General features: G+C 40.6%; 15 protein-coding genes. 14 read left to right on the top strand and 1 reads right to left on the bottom strand.

Annotated elements, in window-relative coordinates; genetic code table 11:
• The first annotated feature begins 7 nt into the window (after window positions 1–7).
• The 8 genes from QZR76_RS06520 (at window position 8) to QZR76_RS06485 (ending at window position 12024) form a co-directional block, all read left to right on the top strand.
• On the top strand, window positions 8–892 hold the full coding sequence (locus QZR76_RS06520) for a hypothetical protein (RefSeq protein WP_294141501.1): 885 nt from the start codon (window positions 8–10) through the stop codon (window positions 890–892).
• Window positions 893–904: 12 nt separating this feature from the next.
• Window positions 905–1603 carry a fibrobacter succinogenes major paralogous domain-containing protein gene (locus tag QZR76_RS06515; protein ID WP_294141500.1) on the top strand — a complete coding sequence of 233 codons (699 nt, stop codon included), beginning with the start codon at window positions 905–907 and terminating at the stop codon, window positions 1601–1603.
• A 390-nt stretch (window positions 1604–1993) separates the two neighbouring features.
• The gene (locus QZR76_RS06510; protein ID WP_294141499.1) at window positions 1994–3157 is read left to right on the top strand and encodes a FecR domain-containing protein; all 1164 of its coding nucleotides are present in this window, start codon (window positions 1994–1996) and stop codon (window positions 3155–3157) included.
• A gap of 218 nt (window positions 3158–3375) precedes the next feature.
• The gene (locus QZR76_RS06505; protein ID WP_294141498.1) at window positions 3376–6663 is read left to right on the top strand and encodes a SusC/RagA family TonB-linked outer membrane protein; all 3288 of its coding nucleotides are present in this window, start codon (window positions 3376–3378) and stop codon (window positions 6661–6663) included.
• Window positions 6664–6677: 14 nt separating this feature from the next.
• On the top strand, window positions 6678–8177 hold the full coding sequence (locus QZR76_RS06500) for a RagB/SusD family nutrient uptake outer membrane protein (protein ID WP_294141497.1): 1500 nt from the start codon (window positions 6678–6680) through the stop codon (window positions 8175–8177).
• 30 nt (window positions 8178–8207) lie between these two features.
• Window positions 8208–8906 carry a DUF4843 domain-containing protein gene (locus QZR76_RS06495; protein WP_294141496.1) on the top strand — a complete coding sequence of 233 codons (699 nt, stop codon included), beginning with the start codon at window positions 8208–8210 and terminating at the stop codon, window positions 8904–8906.
• 49 nt (window positions 8907–8955) lie between these two features.
• A complete protein-coding gene (locus tag QZR76_RS06490; protein ID WP_041502702.1) occupies window positions 8956–10596 on the top strand; it encodes a PKD-like family lipoprotein in 1641 nt (546 codons plus the stop codon).
• Between the two features lie 489 nt (window positions 10597–11085).
• Window positions 11086–12024 carry a prolyl oligopeptidase family serine peptidase gene (locus QZR76_RS06485; protein ID WP_236684983.1) on the top strand — a complete coding sequence of 313 codons (939 nt, stop codon included), beginning with the start codon at window positions 11086–11088 and terminating at the stop codon, window positions 12022–12024.
• Between the two features lie 27 nt (window positions 12025–12051).
• Here QZR76_RS06485 and QZR76_RS06480 read toward each other — a convergent pair whose 3' ends face one another.
• Window positions 12052–13059 (bottom strand): aldose epimerase family protein, encoded by a 1008-nt coding sequence (locus QZR76_RS06480; RefSeq protein WP_294141495.1) that lies wholly within the window; start codon window positions 13057–13059, stop codon window positions 12052–12054.
• 101 nt (window positions 13060–13160) lie between these two features.
• On the opposite strand from QZR76_RS06480, the gene QZR76_RS06475 reads away from it, so the two are divergent.
• The 6 genes from QZR76_RS06475 to QZR76_RS06450 all read left to right on the top strand — a co-directional run bounded on the left by QZR76_RS06475 (window position 13161) and on the right by QZR76_RS06450 (window position 19296).
• Window positions 13161–13535, top strand: coding sequence for a cupin domain-containing protein (locus QZR76_RS06475; RefSeq protein ID WP_294141494.1), 375 nt, complete (start codon window positions 13161–13163; stop codon window positions 13533–13535).
• A 165-nt stretch (window positions 13536–13700) separates the two neighbouring features.
• Window positions 13701–14855 carry a galactokinase gene (locus QZR76_RS06470; RefSeq protein ID WP_294141491.1) on the top strand — a complete coding sequence of 385 codons (1155 nt, stop codon included), beginning with the start codon at window positions 13701–13703 and terminating at the stop codon, window positions 14853–14855.
• A 23-nt stretch (window positions 14856–14878) separates the two neighbouring features.
• Window positions 14879–16504, top strand: coding sequence for a sodium/sugar symporter (locus QZR76_RS06465; protein ID WP_294141489.1), 1626 nt, complete (start codon window positions 14879–14881; stop codon window positions 16502–16504).
• A gap of 168 nt (window positions 16505–16672) precedes the next feature.
• On the top strand, window positions 16673–17254 hold the full coding sequence (locus tag QZR76_RS06460) for an RNA polymerase sigma-70 factor (RefSeq protein ID WP_294141486.1): 582 nt from the start codon (window positions 16673–16675) through the stop codon (window positions 17252–17254).
• A gap of 138 nt (window positions 17255–17392) precedes the next feature.
• Window positions 17393–18718 carry an MATE family efflux transporter gene (locus QZR76_RS06455; protein WP_294141484.1) on the top strand — a complete coding sequence of 442 codons (1326 nt, stop codon included), beginning with the start codon at window positions 17393–17395 and terminating at the stop codon, window positions 18716–18718.
• Window positions 18719–18984: 266 nt separating this feature from the next.
• Entirely contained in the window at window positions 18985–19296 is a 312-nt protein-coding gene (locus QZR76_RS06450; RefSeq protein ID WP_294141482.1) for an RNA-binding protein, read from the top strand.
• Window positions 19297–19609: the final 313 nt, after the last annotated feature.

The following is a 19609-nucleotide window of genomic DNA, read 5'->3' as shown; positions in this document are numbered from 1 at the left end:
TTAGATTATGGATTATATACATACAATATTTGGCACACTCGTTTTAGGGTTGTTGTGTTTGTCTTGTGGATCGGAGGATCATCTGTTACCCAGCGGGCTGGATAAGAATTATTTTGAAGCACCTGGGGATGCAACCGATGCGGAATCGGTTTTGAGAAGGGAGTTTTTCACGAAGAACGGTTCTTATTTGATTTTTAACGATACTCTTCATCGGGAATTAAAGGGGACGGATGAAGAAGGAAATCCGCTTTATACCTATGAACTTTTGGATATCGGTTACGGGATGACAAGTATCTCTTCCAATCGTTATGCCTATGACTACCTGAAAACGATAGATGAGAAAAAAATAGCAGTAACATTTCTTGAAAATCGGATTATGCCGGTTATCACGGAAGCTCTTCGTCCTTACTCCGTATTGGTAACCCAATTGGTAAAAGAATCGGTACAAAAGTATGGAGAGTGGACTACCAGTAATATCGATTTTTATTGGGGGATGAGGACTTTGGCAATTGCTTTATCCGGAATTGAAAATATGACGGAAAAACAACAAGCTGTGCTTGCCGATAGAATCGTGGAGGGTATTGTTCGCCAAAAAGTGAACGCTCTCGGTAATAATTATCTGACAGAATTTTATAAGCCCGGTGAGAATTATTATGAGGTTTCCAGAAGTAAATTCCCGAGTATCTCGGACGTGAAAACAATCGGCTTCCTGAGTTCGCCGACATATACATTTCCTAAGAAGTCCGTGGATCTGGAGGCTTACTTGAATGCCTTTTTTTCCCAAACAGAGGAGGAATTTATGCTTGAAAATAAAGATTACCCGGTAGTGCAGGAAAAATATAGGGCTTTGAAAGAGGCTATAAAGAAAATAGGTTTTAATGTTGTACGGTAAAATAAAACGAATATGATGCGAATAAAGACCTTTATGATAAGTATTGTATTTCTCACGCTACTGTTTGCTTGTGAGAAAGATGAGAAAGAACTTACCGTGAAACCGAAGGCGGAAGGTGTCTTCGTGGATAATAGAACCGGGATCGAGTATAGTTGGGTCCGTATCGGTAATTTGGACTGGATGGTACAGAACCTGAGCGGAACTTTTGATGATATTGAATTAGGTTTCGTGGAGCCTTATTACAATACGGACGAGTCGGATGATAAACAGTTGGAGGATATTATGGGGAATATGGAAAAATACGGTTTTCTGTATACTTACGAAAAAGCATTGGCCGCAGCTCCCGAAGGATGGCGCGTAGCGACCGACGAGGATTGGCAACAATTGGAAAAAGCATTGGGAATGAAAGATAATGAGTTGGATCAATTGGGATTTCGTGGAAGTATTCAAGGTGAGTTAATGCAACAAGGAGCGGATGGGACCGGATTACATATGCAATTGGGTGGTTATTACGGGTGGTTTAGCGAATCTCGTGGGAAGTGCGATTATTTAGGAGTATACGGTTTCTTTTGGGCTGCCTCTGCCGACGAAAATTCGGAAAAAGCTGTTTATCGGAAAATTGTTTATAATTCGCCTCAGGTTTACAGGGGGACGACATTAAAAATAAAAAGAATGAGTGTCAGGTGTGTGCGGGATGCGCAAGATAAATAGAGTAAACAGGAGTAAATAAGACCTGTGTAATGGGTTACGGGTAGGACATTTTGTTCTACCCGTATTTTATATATAGAGGTAGAGAGTCTGCCTTTGATATACAACGATATTTCGATATGGTGAAAAGTCTGATTTTTTAATAAATATTTTGGGGAGAAAAATCGCTTTCTATTTAAACTTTTCTTCGTTTTTCTTAAAAAAAATAATTTTCTTATAACACCAAAATAACTTTTTGGCGTCTCTAATATAGTATGCTTATTAAATGAACGTTTATTTATATTAAAAATACTTTCCCCTTTAGCGAGCTATTTTTGCTCATTATCAATATGTTGATAAAAACATTTTTCTTAAAATATGCTGACGTTTGGTTTCTCAATAAACGTTGGTATTATGAGAGTTTGCAAGATAGATAAGATAAAGAAAATCATTGTAAAACAGATCATCGGGAGTATCAGTGAGGTAGAAAAACAGGAGTTGGATACTTGGCTGCTTCAATCGGAGGAACATGAAAAGCTTTTTGAAAAAATAACGTTTGGAGAATTTATTAATCAGGCTATTACGGATGATAATGTGACGATAAAACGTGATGTTTGGCGGAAAATAGATCGTCAAATTTCAAAAAAAAGAAGCATCTTAATGTATCGTCATCTTATTCGCGTTGCGGCTGTTGTCTTAATATTTCTTGGTGTCGGTTTCTATTACATGATGCGGAAGGACATCTCCAAACAAGCTCCTTTATTAACGGAAGAAAAGATATTGCCCGGTAAATCCATGGCCATTCTCGAACTGGCCGGAGGGCGTAAGATCGTTTTAAATAACGATACTGTTTTTCGTTTGGAGGCGGCTGGTTCCGTTATGGTTAACCGGAGGGATACCTTGGATATATCCGGGGAATCTGTACAGAATAGCATTATCGAGTATCATACCATTCGGATTCCCCGCGGAGGGGAGTATGTGGCAAAGCTGAGTGAAGGTACCGTAGTCTGTCTGAATGCGGAATCGGAACTTCGTGTTCCGTCTGTTTTTGATGCAGACTCGAGAGAAGTCTATTTTAGTGGAGAAGGTTATTTCTCGGTAGCTCAGGATTCGAACAGACCTTTTATTGTTCATGTGAATGGATTGGATATTAGGGTGTTAGGTACGGAGTTCGTGCTCCGTTCATATCGTTATGAAAAGGAAATGGTTACGACATTGGTGAAAGGTGTTGTTGATGTTATCGGGGTTCATGATAGTTGTCGGTTATTTCCCGATTATCAGGCTCGAATAAGTAAAGATGGGAAAATAGGGGTAAGGCAGGTGGACGTGTATCGATATCTGGCTTGGAAGGAAGGGCGAATGGTTTTTGAAAATGAGCGGCTTGAAACGATTATGGATGAGTTAAGTCGTTGGTATGATGTAAATGTCTCTTATTGCAGTCCGGATTTAAAGGATTTACGGTTTACAATGGACATAAAGAAATACAGTAATCTGGATGAGTTTATATCGTTAATGGAAAAGATGAATAAGATTTTCTTCCGGATAAAAAACAAAACAATAGTTGTTGAAAAACTGTGATACAGGAGAAGGAATCTATCCTTGATTAGTCGATAAATAAAAGTATAACATGATGAAAAAGATCAATCTATGAAAATGTTTCGAAACAGATGAGATTTTGTCTTTGCCGCAAACAAAGATAAGTAGTGCTAATGTAAAAACTAAAAACAAATGTTATGAGAAAAAAAAGAGTCTGTTTCAGGTTTATAGACCTGAGATTTTATCCAATTCTACGAATTATGAAGATTACATGTTTATTCTTGTTTCTCGTAGTCAGTCAGTTGAGTGCGAGTACGTTCGCCCAGAATGTGAAGTTGGATATCGATTTGAAAAAAGCATCCCTTCGGGAGGTGTTTGAACAGATCAAACAAAAATCCGGTATCAGCTTTATGTTTAGTAACGATGATGTGAAAAATGTAGAAAGGAAAGATATCCGAATGAAAAATGCGGATGTCGTGGCTATTTTGAATAAATGTTTGGAAGGAACCGGTTTGACTTACGAGCTGAGTAATAATGTAGTGATCGTTCGTAAGATGAGAGCTCCGGCACAGGATAGTGTCAAGAGTGTTATTATAAAAGGCTCCGTGAAAGATGAGGCGGGGTTACCCCTCCCTGGCGTAACGGTTCGTATAAAAGGTTCGACCTTAGGGGTATCAACAGATAATGACGGACGATTCAAGCTTAGTTTGTCTAAAAAGGATTCGACCCTAATACTCGTGTTCACCTTTATCGGGATGGAGTCTCAGGAAATTGCGTTGAAAAATCGGGAAGAGATACATGTGGTCATGAAAGAGGAGAAGGTAAAATTGGAAGATGTTGTTATCACGGGTTACGCCAATATCTCCAGGCAATCTTTTACGGGAAATGCCCGTACGATGACAGCAGCGGAATTGAAAAAGATTTCCCCGACAAATATTCTGAAATCTATTCAAGTATTAGATCCTTCTTTTCGTATAGCGGTGAACAATGACATGGGATCTAATCCGAACGTTTTACCGGAAATCAGTATTCGGGGAGCTTCGGGCATTGGTATTACGGAATTGGATGAGGCGAATGTCTCTAAGACGGCATTACAGAATAATCCGAACTTGCCGACCTTTATTATGGATGGGTTTGAGGTGAATGTAAGTAAGGTTTACGATATGGATATTAACCGAATTGAATCCATTACCTTGCTGAAAGATGCTGCCGCTACGGCTATTTACGGTTCTCGGGCCGCTAACGGAGTTGTCGTGATCACTACCGTTGCTCCCCGGGAGGGACAGGTTTTGTTTACTTATAATTATGACCTGAACATACAAACTCCGGATTTGAGGGATTATAATTTAATGAACGCGAGAGAAAAGGTACAAGCGGAGAAGGCGGCAGGACTTTTTGATCAGAATTTTTGGGAGGAGGCTTATTATCAGTACAAACTCAGGCTGATAGAAAAGGGAATCGAGACGGATTGGTTGTTTCAGCCTTTACGCAACACGACAAGTAGCAAACACTACTTAAGAATGGAGGGAGGAACGAAAGAATTACGTTATGGTATCGATGTAAATTATCAGGGGAATAACGGGGTAATGAAAGGTTCTGAAAGAAAAAGGTTTGGAATTAGTTTTGAGGTACAGTATAATACCGGTAAATTGATGTTTAAAAATATGGCAGGTTACACCGCTGTGAATTCGGAAGAATCTCCTTTCGGGGCCTTTTCCCAATACACCGGAATGAATCCTTATTACCCTTATTTAGATGAAGACGGAACTATTTCCAAGGTGATCAGGGAACGGAATGGCGGAACCATTGTTAATCCTTTATATGATGCCTATAACGGGAGTTATGATAAGACCAAAACGAAAGAGTTTTTGGATAATTTTTCGATCCAATACTATTTGACCAATAAGATTCATTTTAAGGGAAACATTGCCCTAACCTATACCACGGGAACCTCCGATGCCTATACCTCTCCGGAGTCCGGAAAATACGTCTCTAAAAGTTATAAGGGTGAGATAACGTTGGGAAATACTTCCGCCACGACGATTGACGGTGGGGTTTTCGGGTATTACAATGATATGATCGGATTTCATAATATTAATCTGGTTGCCGGAATAAATGTCAAAGAGAGTTCGGATGAAAGTCGTAGTGTTTATTTAAGAGATATTCCGACAGGTGGTTTTTCCAATCCGCAATTTGCCCGTGAGTTTCCGAATGCTCCTACTGTTTATCAGCAGAAAACCAGACTTTTCGGAGCCATGGTTTCGATGAACTATACCTATAATAATATTTATTTGGCAGATGCGACTTGGCGTTTGGATGGAAATTCGGCTTTTGGAAGTGAAACACGTTTCGCTCCTTTTTGGTCCGGAGGATTGGGATTGAATATTCACAACTATTCTTTTATGAAAGGTGTGGATTGGCTATCTGAACTAAAGATCCGCGGTTCGTATGGCGTGACCGGAAAGGCAAATTTCCCGGCCAATACGGCCAGAACCGTTTATAAGATCAATGGAGAATACGTCTATCCCACGGGAGCCGGCGGTAACATTACAGCCATGGGAAATAAAAATTTAAAGTGGGAAAAAACGAAAATTACCGATTTGGGGGGAACAATTAATTTGTTCGACGGAACGATTGTTTTCACGGGAACTTACTATTTTAGAAAAACGGTAGATTTGATTGCCGATATGTATATTCCTTCTTCTTCGGGTTTTTTATCCTATAAAGAGAATATCGGGGAGATCACCAACAACGGGTACGAGTTGAGTCTGCGAGTGAAAGCTTTAGGAAAGAAAAATGCACAACTCTATTTTTCCGGTAATATGGCATCCAATAAAAACGAGATAAAGAAAATATCGGAATCTTTAAAGTCCTACAATCAAAAAATAGAGGAGAAATACCAGGACCGTGTAAATTATAGCGAAGCGAAGAAGCCTCTTTTGAAATACGTGGAAGGAGCTTCTACAACATCCATTTATGCCATGCAGTCATTGGGGATCGATCCTCAGACGGGTGAAGAGATGTTTCGCTATAAAGACGGGAGCACGGGAACGGCTTGGATTGCGGCTGAAAATGTGGCTTGTGGTAATACGGAACCTAAGCTCAACGGAACTTTCTCGTCCAATCTTTTTCTTTATGGTTTTACGCTCGATCTGTACTTTACCTATACTTATGGAGGGCAACAGTATAATCAGACGTTACAGACAAAAATTGAAAACGCAAATATCGCCAATAATGTGGATAAACGGGTGTTTACCGATCGGTGGAAGGAAGAGGGGGATGTTGCGGGTTTCAAGAGTTTAAAAGATTGGAATGTTCCGACTAATCCTACCAGTCGTTTTGTGCAGGATGACAATACGTTGACCTTGCAGTCTTTGTCTTTCGGCTACGAGTTACCCGATCGGATTACCCAAAAATTCCGTTTCACTCGGGTAAGGTTTACTTTTAATATGAACGATGTATTCAGGGTGTCATCGATAAAGCAGGAAAGAGGGTTGTCGTACCCGTTTGCCAGAAATTATAGTTTTTCAATCAATGTAGGTTTCTAACAAAATATAAGAGTATGAAAAAGAGATATATACTAAGTATGATTTTACTGGCATTTGTATCCGTATCATGTGATAAATGGTTGGATGTAAAGCCGGAGTTAGATATATACGAGGAGACATTATTCGAAAAGACACAGGGCTATTACGTTGCTTTGAATGGTTTGTATATCGATATAGCGCAAGCCGAATTATACGGGCAAGAGTTGTCCTGGGGAGCGATTGAAGCTTGGGGACGTAGTTATACCTTACATGAAACAGGCCATAAAGGTTATAACCAGATTATGAAATTTGAGTACGACCAATCGGAAGCTAAATCAATCGGAGCCTCTATCTGGTTGAGTTGCTATAAGGTGATCGCTGAAGCTAATAACTTGATTCAAAACTTGGAACAGGATAAGGAGATAAAATTTAAATATGGCGATGCGACGAAAAACATGATTCTGGCTGAAGCATACGCTATCCGGGCAATGATGCATTTTGAACTGGTTCGGATTTACGCCAAGGCTCCGATCGACGATGAGGGAGGAGTCTCTTCTTTTGTTCCTTACGTGACAGAGTATCCTTCCCGTTTGAATCCCCCCATTCCGACAAAAGAGTTGTTACAGCACTTGATTGCAGATTTGGAGAAAGCCAAGGAATGGGTAAAACCATTTGATACGGATCCGGAATATCCCGGGTATATTTCTTACCAATACGGGACCTTGGGGGTAAGAATAAAATTAGACGATGGTGTGGGTTATTCTCCTCAGGCAGATGATGAATTTTTCAGGTATAGAGCCAACCGATTAAGCTATTTTCCCATTACACAATTGTTGGCCCGGGTGTGTTTGTACGCCGGAGAGAAAGATAAAGCATACGAAAATGCAAATGAGATTGTAACCATGGCGGAACGAAAAACGACCTATAATTTTGTCGCTCCGGGATATATCGGAGATCCGATGACGTTAACAACGGTGGAACCCCGGTTACAGACAGAGATGCTTTTCGGGGCTTACAATGCTAAATTGTCGGATTTGACGGAAAAGTATTTCGGGTCCAAAGCCGGGAATTATACATTGAAAGTAAACGATAAGGTGAATATTTTCAGTACGAATCCGAATGATGTCAGGTTGGCTGCAATACCTCGGGATATCATAACCAAATACTCTTTGGACGGTAAGGTGCAGGATAATATGGTCGCGGCCAAATCCTTAATTCCCGTACTGCGATTTCCCGAATGCTATTATATAGCGGCTGAAAGTATTTTTGACAAAGACAAGGCGAGAGCCATCGAGTTGTTCAATAAGGTGGTGGAAGCCCGGAATAATGCTGTTTATGACTTGGATATGAACGTGGATAAGGCCGATTTTATGGAAGCGATCGTGCGGGAGTATCGCCGGGAGTTTTTAGGGGAAGGACAAATGGTGTATGTGTACAAGAGATTGAACCTGCCTTTACGTGAGAACGGTACGACTGTTCCTCATAACGGGAAGTTAGTGATGCCTATACCGGATTCGGAAGCCGGTTTACAATAAACTGACGTGAAATACTTTAATTTTAATATTATGCGGATTATCTATTTATCAATATTATTAAGCGTATTAGGTTTGTTTGGTTGTCAAACCGAAGAGCCCGAGATGTTTACTCGGGAAAGATACATCAAATTTAAGTTCGAGAATATTCCGGGGAAGGTGTACTATGAGATCGATTATACTTTTGCTTTCGAGGGGGATAATGTGATAGATAAAATCATCAAAGTACCTGTCGAATTTCGGGGATACAATTTGACAAAAGCTTTGCATTTTGCCGTTGCCGTGGATAAAGAAAAGACGACCTTACCCGAAGATTGTTATCTGTTGGAAAGCGAACAACTTTTTCAGGCAGATTCCGGTTGTGTCGATACAATGCGTGTGCAATTGTTGCGAAAACCCGTTTTGAAAGAGGGGAGTAAAATCTTGAGATTACAATTGGTTTCCAATGAAGATTTTAAAACTTATATGCCTGATTCTCTATTTGTCGAGATTACCGTGGGAGATATTTTTATGACGCTTGAATGGTGGAATTTTAATGTGGAACAATCCTATTTGGGAAAATATTCGAAGACCAAATACGAAGAATTTGTGAAAGAGACGGGAATTCGGGATTTTGGCATATTGGACCCTTCCGAAAAAAGGTATTATGCAATTCTGTTTAAAAGAGCATTGGAGAAGAATCCCCGTCAGGACGAGGATGGTAGTATGATGAATGTGACCATTACGGGATGATCTGTGTCGGATGGGAGAATTTTTAAGTTATGCAGAAAAATCTAAGATTATGAAAAATAGAATTTTAATTATATCGGTCTTAAGTGTTTTGTCTTTCGTCGGTTGTCTGGATGATAAAACGAATTTGGATTATAAAGATATTATTTTGCCGGATTCCGTTATTGTAACGAATGTGGCTAACCAGCAAAAATTTTACTTCGACGAAGAGTCCGCAAAGACTTTTAAGGTGACTTCCGGCGAAGAGTTACAACTGGATGTAGAGGTGAAGTACCGGGGGGATGATGAGTTGACTTACGAGTGGCGATTCGACGGGAAAGTGGTATCGAGAGAACAAAACCTGCGCTATGTATGTACCGAAGAGGCACAGGCCATGTTGTTGATATACCGGAAAAGGGCCGGGAATGCTACTGTTTATCAATTTATGGTAAATATCCGGGCTCCTTTTAATACCGGGGTCGTGGTACTTGGGAAAAAGGATGGAAAAACCGAATTGGATTTCATTGAACGCTATTGGGAGAAAAAAACGGTGGAACTGGATGGAAGAGTGTATAATAATTTCTCGGTAACGGAGTATATACCTCATGAAAACGTCTACCCGTTATACAATGATAACGAAGAACTGGGAGCGAATCCTATTATGATTACCCGATACGGAAAACAATATTATGCTTTGCAGATATTGGATAAAGACTGGCGGAGTTCGGTTGCAATTAATTCGAGTGATATGAAAAAAATCGTTTCCATGAAAGACGAGTTCGTGGGAGATCCCGGTAATTTGAAACCTGTGGATTTTGTACGTGTCGGAGCTACTTCTTTGTTGTTGGATGAATCGGGGAAAATTTATACCCGGGTGAATTATGACGATGGAAATCCCAATACCGGACGTTTTATCACGGAACCGTTGGTGTTTGACGATCCTTACGATGTTCCCGATAAGGGGTCCGAGGTGATTAAAGCTCAGTATATTGAGGCCAAGGATCAATTGGCTGTTATTTATGAAAAAGAGAAAAAACGCTTTCTGGCGATGACGGCTTCCACGGGATCTTACCAAAGTATCGATTATTCTGTTATCTATGATTTGTCTCGGCCCTCCAATGCCGGGAATCTTCCGAAAGGGTATATCGATATGAATAATTTTGACAAGGAGGTGATAGCGATTCTTTTTCATGAAAGTTTTTGGAATGATAACGTTTATGTCTTGTATAAAGACGGAGGCGATTATTATATCCAGGCTGCAGGAATAAAAACCGATGTGTACGGATCCGTTCATCGGATTACTTACACGGCCGTTTCTAATGTTAAACTACCCGCGGATGCTGCCGGGTTGATCGAACAGGGCAAAGGGCTTTTGAAACTGGCTATGGATGATTCGTATAATGACTTTTTGTATGTCGGAGCCGGTAAAGCGCTCTACTCGATGAGCATGGAAGGTACATCCATAAAGCAGATCTATGCTTTTGAAGAGGAGGGAAACATGACGGATTTTGTTATTACCGCAACCTGGAGAGGAGAGGGATATAATGCCGCTCAACGCTATTTTAACGGTCAGGTATTTGCAGCTGCTTTTGATAACGGCGATTGCCGGGTCATCAAGCTGTATGCCGATCCTCAGAAACCCGGAGAAATTCAGAAAAAATATTGGTATAATAAAAGATTTGATGGTGGCGTAGTGTCTTTGTATTATTATTAGTTTGTTTTCCTCGCGAAGATGATTCTCCGGACAATAAGTGACAGGGAATCACGTGGCGGGAAAGTCTATGTTGTGGTTTATACGGGTAGGACGAAAAATCCTACCCGTAATTTGTTGCTGGGTAATGAACTCGATGGGCTTTGCGTTATATCGATATACTGCTCTACATTTTAGTTGCCTCACGGACCTCTTCGACGCCGGAACAGATCGGGGATTTTGGGAAGTTAAAGGTGGACTTCTTGTTTTATGTTAGCGATTCTGCTTAGAGTGTAGAGGAACATTTTTGTACGATATTAGTTTAATTTTATATCTTTGTTTTCAATGTTTAACTTAACGATGTGGATTATGAAAATAATGAGGTATGTAACGGGGGCATTATTGTGCCTCGTGGGGTGTACTTTGTACGCTCAGGAAAAAGATGAGCTTCGGCAAGAGTTGAAGGCGTTGAGGACGGAGAACGGGAACCTGCGTCACGAAAACGATAAGTTGATGAAAAAAATGGATGATGTTCTGTGGTATAACAAGGTGGGGGATGTAGCCTATATCGATAAGGTCTTCGTGTGTGGTCCTCCCCGTGCAAACGTACGGAATCCGACTGAGATGGGAGCTAAAAATCCGTTGAAATTTTGGGCTTATGTGTTTATACCCAAAACGATAAATACGGATAAAAAATATCCTTTAATCGTTTTTGCCCATAGTGGCGTACATTCGGATTTTTCGACCTATTATGCCCATATCATACGGGAATTAATGGCGCAGGGATATATTGTGGTTGCTGCCGAATACAGGGGAAGTACCGGGTATGGGAAACAGACCTACGATAATATCGATTACGGCGGATTAGAGAATGAAGATGTGTACGAAAGCCGGAATCATATGATTGAGAATTACAGTTTCGTGGATAAAAACCGGATCGGGATAATCGGTTGGAGTCACGGAGGGATGATTACTCTGATGAATCTGTTTCAGCATCCGGATGCTTACGTGTGTGGATTTGCAGGGGTTCCGGTCTCTGATATTGTCATGAGGATGGGGTATGCCAGTGATAGCTACCGAAAAATCTTTTCCGATAAGAACCATATCGGAAAAACGGCCAAAGAAAATTTGGAGGAATACAAGCGTCGTTCTCCCGTATGGCATGCCGAAAAATTAAAAACACCTTTGTTGATTCACACGAATACAAACGACGACGATGTGAGTGTGCTGGAAGTGGAACATATGATCCGGGCTCTGAAAGCCGAGGGAAAGAAATTCGAGTATCGAATATTCGAAGAGATTCCCGGCGGACACTCTTTTGATCGTATCGATACGAAACAATCTACTGAAATTCGGTATTCGATATACCAGTTTTTGGCGAAATATTTAAAACCGGAACACCCTTTTAAGTCTCATACGGAGATGAGAAAGGCTGCTTATCGGTTTAATTGAATCGAAAACGGGGAAAACTCCCCGTTTTTACCAAATATCATCGGTTTCTTCCTTGCTGAAACAATTTAAGGAATAAATAGTCGTGTGATGGTATTTTTCTCCCGGTCGTAAAAGAGTAGAGGGGAAAGAGGGGTGGTGCGGACTGTCCGGGAACATTTGGGCTTCCAAAGCAATACCGGAAAACGGTCCGTAATGTTTACCTTGTTTACCATTTTCGACTTGCAGAAATTTGCCCGTGTATACCTGTAAACCCGGATAATCCGAAAGAATAGTAAGTAAGATACCTGTCTGGGGAGAGCTGAGTTCCGCCATCAGTTGGATAGAACCTAAATCGGGAAATAGATAACAATCGTCTAAACCGCTTTTTTCAATAATCCCCGAGAGGCGTTTCGGAAAATGAAACGTGTGATCTGTATCTGCGGTTAGAATATTTCCCGTAGGGATGAGTTCCGGGTTGGTCTCCAGTAAGCGATTGGAGTATAATTGAAGTTCCAGTCCCGCAATGGTTTCCTGCTCCGGATTCAGGTTGAAATAGGGATGGTGGGTGATATTTACAAACGTGTCCCGGTCGGTCGTGGCATCATACGTTATTTTCAACGTGTTGTTGACCAGTATATACTGAACGGTGACCTCCAATTTACCGGGAAAACCTCCTTCTCCGTCGTTACTGGTATAACGTAGAATTAAGTGATGGTCGTCAATTTGTTCTCCCTCCCAATACTGACGGTCGAAACCCGTTGATCCGCTATGCAGGCAATTTCCATGATCGTTTTTTTCCAAAGAAAAATTTTGTCCGTTTAATGCGATTTCTCCTCTGTGGATCCGATTCGCGTAACGGCCGATTGTAGCTCCAAGGCAAGGGTAAGCATTCAGGTATCCGGGAGACCGGTATTGTTCCGGATCGTCAAATCCCAATACGATATCAACCGGCTTCCAGTCACAGTCACGGGTATATATATTTTTAATGATTCCACCGTAATTGCAGATATGAACCTCCAGACTTTCGTTCTTTAAAATATATTCTCTGATTTGCATAGCCGTTTTGTTTTGTTGTGGTAAAATTAAAGAAAATAGTTTTTTGTTGTTATGAATGGACATTTTTAATATCTTTCGTGTTATAAATAAAAAGTAGTCGTATGGATCAGAAAATGGATTATAAAATGCAGATGGACATTAAGTACAATTACCTGGAAAAGATTAATGTCCCGGAGATCGTGAAGAGTTGTACCGACAAATGGTTTAACCAATCTTTATGTAATGTAAATTCTTCCGTATTTAGATTGGGTATCTTTGAGGGGGAATTCCATATGCATAAGCATGATCACGATGATGAGTTGTTTTTTGTCATTGACGGTAGCATTGTCCTGGAAACGGAGAAGGGTAATTTTGAGCTGGGACGGTTTGAGGGGGTATGTGTGCCCAAGGGAATTATGCATCGGCCGATAGCAAAGAACAAGGCGATTGTACTGATGATAGAGAATATCGGTATCGATCCTATTGGAAACGATTGAGTATCGGATAGCCCTGTCGATGCGGAACGCAAAATTAGACATATTTATTGAACCGTTGTTTTTGCGGAATAATAAGAGATTTATTTCTTAGATTGTTAATAAAAATGAATTAGGATCTGAAAAATAGTCTATCTTTGTTAGGCTGCAACTTTTAAAATACTTGCTATGGATGTCGATTCATTGAATAGGAAATTTGAAGAGATCTACGGTCAAAAACCGGAACATGCTTATTTTGCACCGGGACGGGTGAATTTAATCGGGGAGCATATCGATTATAACGGTGGTCGTGTTTTTCCTTGTGCATTGAGTTTTGGCACTTATCTTTTAATAGCTAAACGCGAGGATCATCAGACGGAGTTTATCAGTTTGAATCAGGAATACAGGGCAGTACTGGGAGTAGATGCGTATGCAAACAAACCGGAAGAGTGGGTACGGTATCCGCTGGGGGTGATGAAGGAGTTTACCGATAAGGAGTATGATGTATGGGGATACGATCTGTTGTATTACGGTGATATCCCCGGTGGAGCAGGACTCTCTTCTTCGGCATCCATTGAAGTCGTTACGGCTATCATGCTGAATGACCGATTGAAGGCCGGATTGGACCGGGTAGCGTTGGTAAAGATGTCGCAACGGGCGGAGAATATTTTTGTAGGCATGAATTGCGGTATCATGGATCAATTTGCGTCCGGAATGGGGAAACAGGATTATGCTATTGCGTTGGACTGTGCTACATTGGATTACGAGTGGGTTCCCTTGCATATGGACGGATATAAGTTGGTCATAGCTAACACGAACAAGAAACACGGTCTGGTGGATTCAAAATATAACGAACGGCGGCAAGAGAGTGAGGAGGCGTTGAATTGTTTAAAACAAAAATTACCGATTCATCATTTATGCGAGTTAAACCGGGAGGAGTTTGAAAAATATGCCGATCTTATAAAAAATGAAAAAGTACGTCGGAGGGCTCGTCATGCGGTGACTGAAAACGAACGGGTAAATGAAGCGATCAGAGCTTTAAAGGAGGGAAATTTGCCTTATTTCGGCCGATTGATGAATGCCTCTCATCGCTCGTTAAAGGAGGATTATGAAGTGACCGGTAAAGAGTTGGATACGATGGCCGAAGAGGGACAGAAATTGGAGGGGGTGCTGGGGGCACGGATGACCGGAGGTGGTTTCGGCGGTTGCACGGTTAACTTGGTTAGTACGGAGGCTGTCGCCTCTTTTGTCGAACGATTGTCCGTAATTTATAAAAATAAAATCGGTTTGGAACCGGAATTTTATATAGTGGATATAGGAGAGGGTGCTTATCAACTGTATTGATTATCAAATTAAAAACAGGAGTCATGTTTAATGCGAGTTTCGAATTCTGGGATTATTTGGTTTTTGGCGTCTATGCCGTGATGATCGTTGCCGTCGGTTTATGGGTTTCCCGAACGAAAAAGGGAACCGAAAAGACGACGGAGGATTATTTTCTTGCCAGTAAATCCTTGCCATGGTGGGCGATAGGTGCTTCATTGATAGCGGCCAATATATCTGCGGAACAATTTATCGGGATGTCGGGTTCCGGTTTTGCCGTCGGAATAGCTATTGCTTCCTATGAATTTATGGCTGCACTGACATTGATTATTGTTGGAAAGTATTTTTTGCCGGTGTTCATTAAACAGGGGATATATACGATCCCGGAATTCGTGGAGAAACGTTTTTCTACCCATTTAAGAACCATACTGGCTGTTTTTTGGATTGCGTTATTTGTGTTCGTGAATTTGACTTCTGTTTTGTTTTTAGGAGCAAAGGCCATTGATACGATCATCGGAACCGGAACCGGCGATCTTTTTATTCCGGCGATTGTCGGTTTGGCTGTGGTTGCGGCCGCCTATTCTATATACGGAGGTTTGTCGGCTGTAGCTTGGACGGATGTGATCCAGGTTGCGTTGTTGATTGTCGGGGGAGTTATAACAACTATCATCGCTTTGGATAATGTGTTACCCGGGGGTGGCGTCATTGACGGGCTTAACCATGTTATGGAGGTAGCGGAAAGTAAATTCCATATGATTATATCGAAAGATAATCCCCAATTCATGAATTTGCCGGGTATTGCCGTGTTAATAGGAGGATTATGGGTGGCCAATCTTTATTACTGGGGCTTTAACCAATATATTATCCAACGTACGCTGGCGGCTAAATCTTTGGAAGAGTCCCAGAAGGGAATAGCCTTTGCAGCTTTTTTGAAACTGATAGTTCCGTTGATCGTGGTGATTCCGGGAATTGTCGCTTTCGTGATGTACACGGAATCTACCGATCCGGCCGTACGGGGGATGTTTGAAATGACGGGGGGAAACGATAAGGCATATCCGTGGCTGATCAGTACTTTTATTCCGACGGGATTAAAGGGATTGGTATTGGCGGCTCTGGCGGCAGCCATCGTCTCTTCGTTGGCTTCTATGCTTAACTCGACCTCGACTATATTCACGATGGATATTTATCGGCAATATGTAAACCGGGATGCTTCTTCCCGGAAACTGGTGAACGTGGGGCGTCTGACAGCCGCAATCGCTTTGGTCGTTGCGGGATGTGTGGCTCCGGCTATGGCCAGCTTCGACCAGATGTTTATTTACATACAGGAATACACCGGTTTGGTGAGTCCCGGAATATTGGCTGTATTCATGATGGGGTTGTTTTGGAAAAAAACGACGAACAAAGGGGCGATATGGGGAGCCTTGGTCTCTATTCCAGTAGCTTTGCTGCTGAAATTTTTGCCTATAGAGATGCCTTTTATGGATCAAATGTTGTATACTTTTTTGATCACCATGGTAACGATCGGCATGGTGAGTTTGAGTACGAATAAAGATGACGATGATCCGAAGGCGATAGTCCTTACGGCGGATATGTTTAAAACAGACAAGACGTTTAATGTTGCCGCTTACGTGATTTTTATTTTACTGGCGGTTATCTATACCGTATTTTGGTGATTCCTGTTGCCGTAATCGCATGATTTGATCTCTGATCCGCTAATGGAGGATAAGTCTGTTTAAGTGTTCAAATGTTTGTTTATTATTTGTACTTCTTTGTAAAAATAATATATTATAAATATATTTGTGAGCAATAGTTGTGCGTAAGGAAAGATAATGACCTGGAATATGTCTGATGTTAATATTCAATCCGAAGAATTTGTAAAAGAATTAGTCCATAGGGAACCGTCTTCTTTCCGGTGTTTGTTTGAATTTTTTCATAAACGCTTGTGTCTTTTTGCCTTGAAAATCGTGAAAGATTCCTGTGAGGCAGAAGATATCGTCCAAGATGTTTTTTTGGCTTTTTGGAAAACGGATATTGTAAAGTTTCCGAACTTAAAAACGATACGGATCTTTTTATACAATAGCGTACAGAACCGTTGTTTAAATTATCTTCGGGATAAGGAAATCCAAGAACGGAATTATAAAAAATTAGAATCGCCTGAGTCGGATGAAGATTATATCCTTTGTCAGCAAATTCGGGCCGAAGTCGTGGCTGAAATTTTCGATGCCATTAACGAATTACCGGAAAAATGCAAAGAAATCTTTACCTTGTCTTATATTAAAGAGTTGCCGGATAAGGAGATTGCCGAGTCTTTACAAATCAGCCTGAATACGATTAAGACTCAGAAACAACGGGCAAAATCTTTTCTTCGAATCCGTTTAGGAGATATTTTCACGTATGCTTCTTTATTTTTTCCGGGACTTTAATATCATGCCTTTTTATTTTGAAAATTCATTGAAAAAATTTTCTTTTGAAGTAGAAATGATCTCTTCGTGATAAATGAGTGAAAACATCTAATTTTTCGGTTATCTTTGCCGACCAATCTAAAAATATTTTGACCAATTATGCGATTCTCCAACCGGCAAATTCTGCACATTGCGGGTCCGATATTGATCAGTGTTTTAATGGAACACCTGATCGGTATGACGGATACGGCTTTTTTAGGTCGTGTCGGAGAGGTCGAGTTAGGGGCTTCCGCTTTGGCCGGAGTTTATTACTTGGCTATTTTTATGCTCGGGTTCGGGTTTAGTACGGGAGTGCAGATCCTGATCGGACGTCGAAACGGAGAGGGTAATTATGCTTCGATCGGGTCTATTTTTAATCAGGGTTTGGTATTTCAGCTATTTTGGGCGACGCTGATTTTTGGGCTTTCCAGACTTTTTTCGGCTCGGGTGCTCGATGCCATTATCGATTCTCCAAAAGTATATGAAGCTACGCTTAGTTATTTGAATTGGAGGGTTTATGGCTTTTTTTTCTCGTTTGCGGCACTCATTTTTAGAGCTTTTTATATCGGGATAGCGGACACTCGCACGCTTACGGCTAACTCTTTGGTGATGGTCGGGACCAATATTATGCTGAATTATGTTCTGATCTTCGGTAAATTCGGTTTTCCGGCATTGGGTATTGCAGGGGCTGCGATCGCTTCCGTGATTGCCGAATTGGTCTCTTTACTTTTCTTTATTATTTATACGGGGTTTAGAGTTGATAGGAATAAATATAATCTGTTTCATTTCCGGCACGTTGAAAAGAAATTGCTGGGCCGGATTCTTAATATCTCGGTTTGGACGATGATGCAGGCATTTATCTCTCTAAGTACCTGGTTTTTATTTTTTATTGCCGTCGAGCATTTGGGGGAACGTCCTTTGGCTATTACGAATGTATTACGCAATATTTCCGCTTTGTTTTTTATTATTGTCAGTGCCTTTGCCACGACAGCTTCCTCGTTGGTCAGTAATTTACTGGGATCCGGAGAACAGGGTAGAGTTATGGAAATTTTTAAGAAGGTAAGTAAACTTTGTTATATGTTTATTCTTCCTCTGATCTTGTTAATGGCTCTATTCCCGACACCGATCATGAGGATATATACGGATAATTCTTCCCTGATTGAAGCGGCGGTTCCTTCTTTTTACGTGATGATATTCGTGTATCTGTTCAGTGTCCCGGCCAATATCCTTTTCAATATGGTTTCGGGTACCGGTAATACGCGTCCGGCTTTGTATATGGAGCTGCTCTCTCTCGTATTTTATATATCGTCGGTCGTTTACATCGTTATCTATCTACGGGCGAATATCGCTGTCTGCTGGACGACGGAATATGTGTACTTACTGTCCATGGGAAGTCTGGCTTACTGGTATATAAAGAGAGGAAAGTGGAAAAATAAAAAGATTTAGATATTGGTATTACGATAGACGAATTTATGATACTTTTCTGCCTATAACCTGATAGTATATTTCTAAAGTATTGAAAAATAAATAGAAATAAAATAGCAATTATAGCGTTAGTTTAATTTATTGTATTACCTTTGGCACGTATTTGAGAAGAAATAGTTTTTGTATTCGAATTCCTGCCCGGCAGTAGATGTTATTGTTAAGTAGACTTCCTTTCAATTTTTTTTCATCCTCATTTATTTATTATTAATCTTAAAGTTTATTTTACTATGAACATTTACATTTCAAATTTAAGCTATGGCGTTAATGATGCCGATTTAAATCAATTATTCGCAGAATTCGGAACCATTTCATCTGCAAAAGTTATTATGGATCGCGATTCCGGTCGTTCAAGAGGCTTCGGTTTCGTGGAAATGAGCGACGATACGGAAGGACAAAAAGCTATCGACGAACTGAATCAGGCCGAATATGACGGTAAAGTGATTAATGTGGCCGTTGCAAAACCTCGTGTTGAAAGAAGTAATAACGGTGGCGGATATAATTCCAATCGCGGCGGTTATAACTCGAACAGGAGATATTAATCCGTATTTCGGAAAGTAGAAAACTTTCCGAGTCTGATTTTAAAATAATGTAAATGGACTGTCTAACAAGTTTTAGGCAGTCCTTTTTTTGCTTAGAAAAAGGCAGTAAAATCTTTTTCTCTCTTATATTATAAATAAATGACCGGGTAAAAAGATTCCAAGAGTATATAAAAAGTTGAGTTCTTTATTTATGAATGCAATTTATATTTTAATAAGAAATGATTATTGATTGCGTTTATGAATTTTTCAGTTTTCCTATTTTAATGGTAACTATTCCTTTTCATCTTAATTTATTTATAAATATTTTTATTTT

Origin of the sequence: uncultured Sanguibacteroides sp., assembly GCF_900543425.1 — a bacterium.
Taxonomy (GTDB): domain Bacteria; phylum Bacteroidota; class Bacteroidia; order Bacteroidales; family Marinifilaceae; genus Gabonibacter.
The sequence above is the reverse complement of the archived record's forward strand: the minus strand, read 5'-3'. Positions and strand labels throughout refer to the sequence as shown.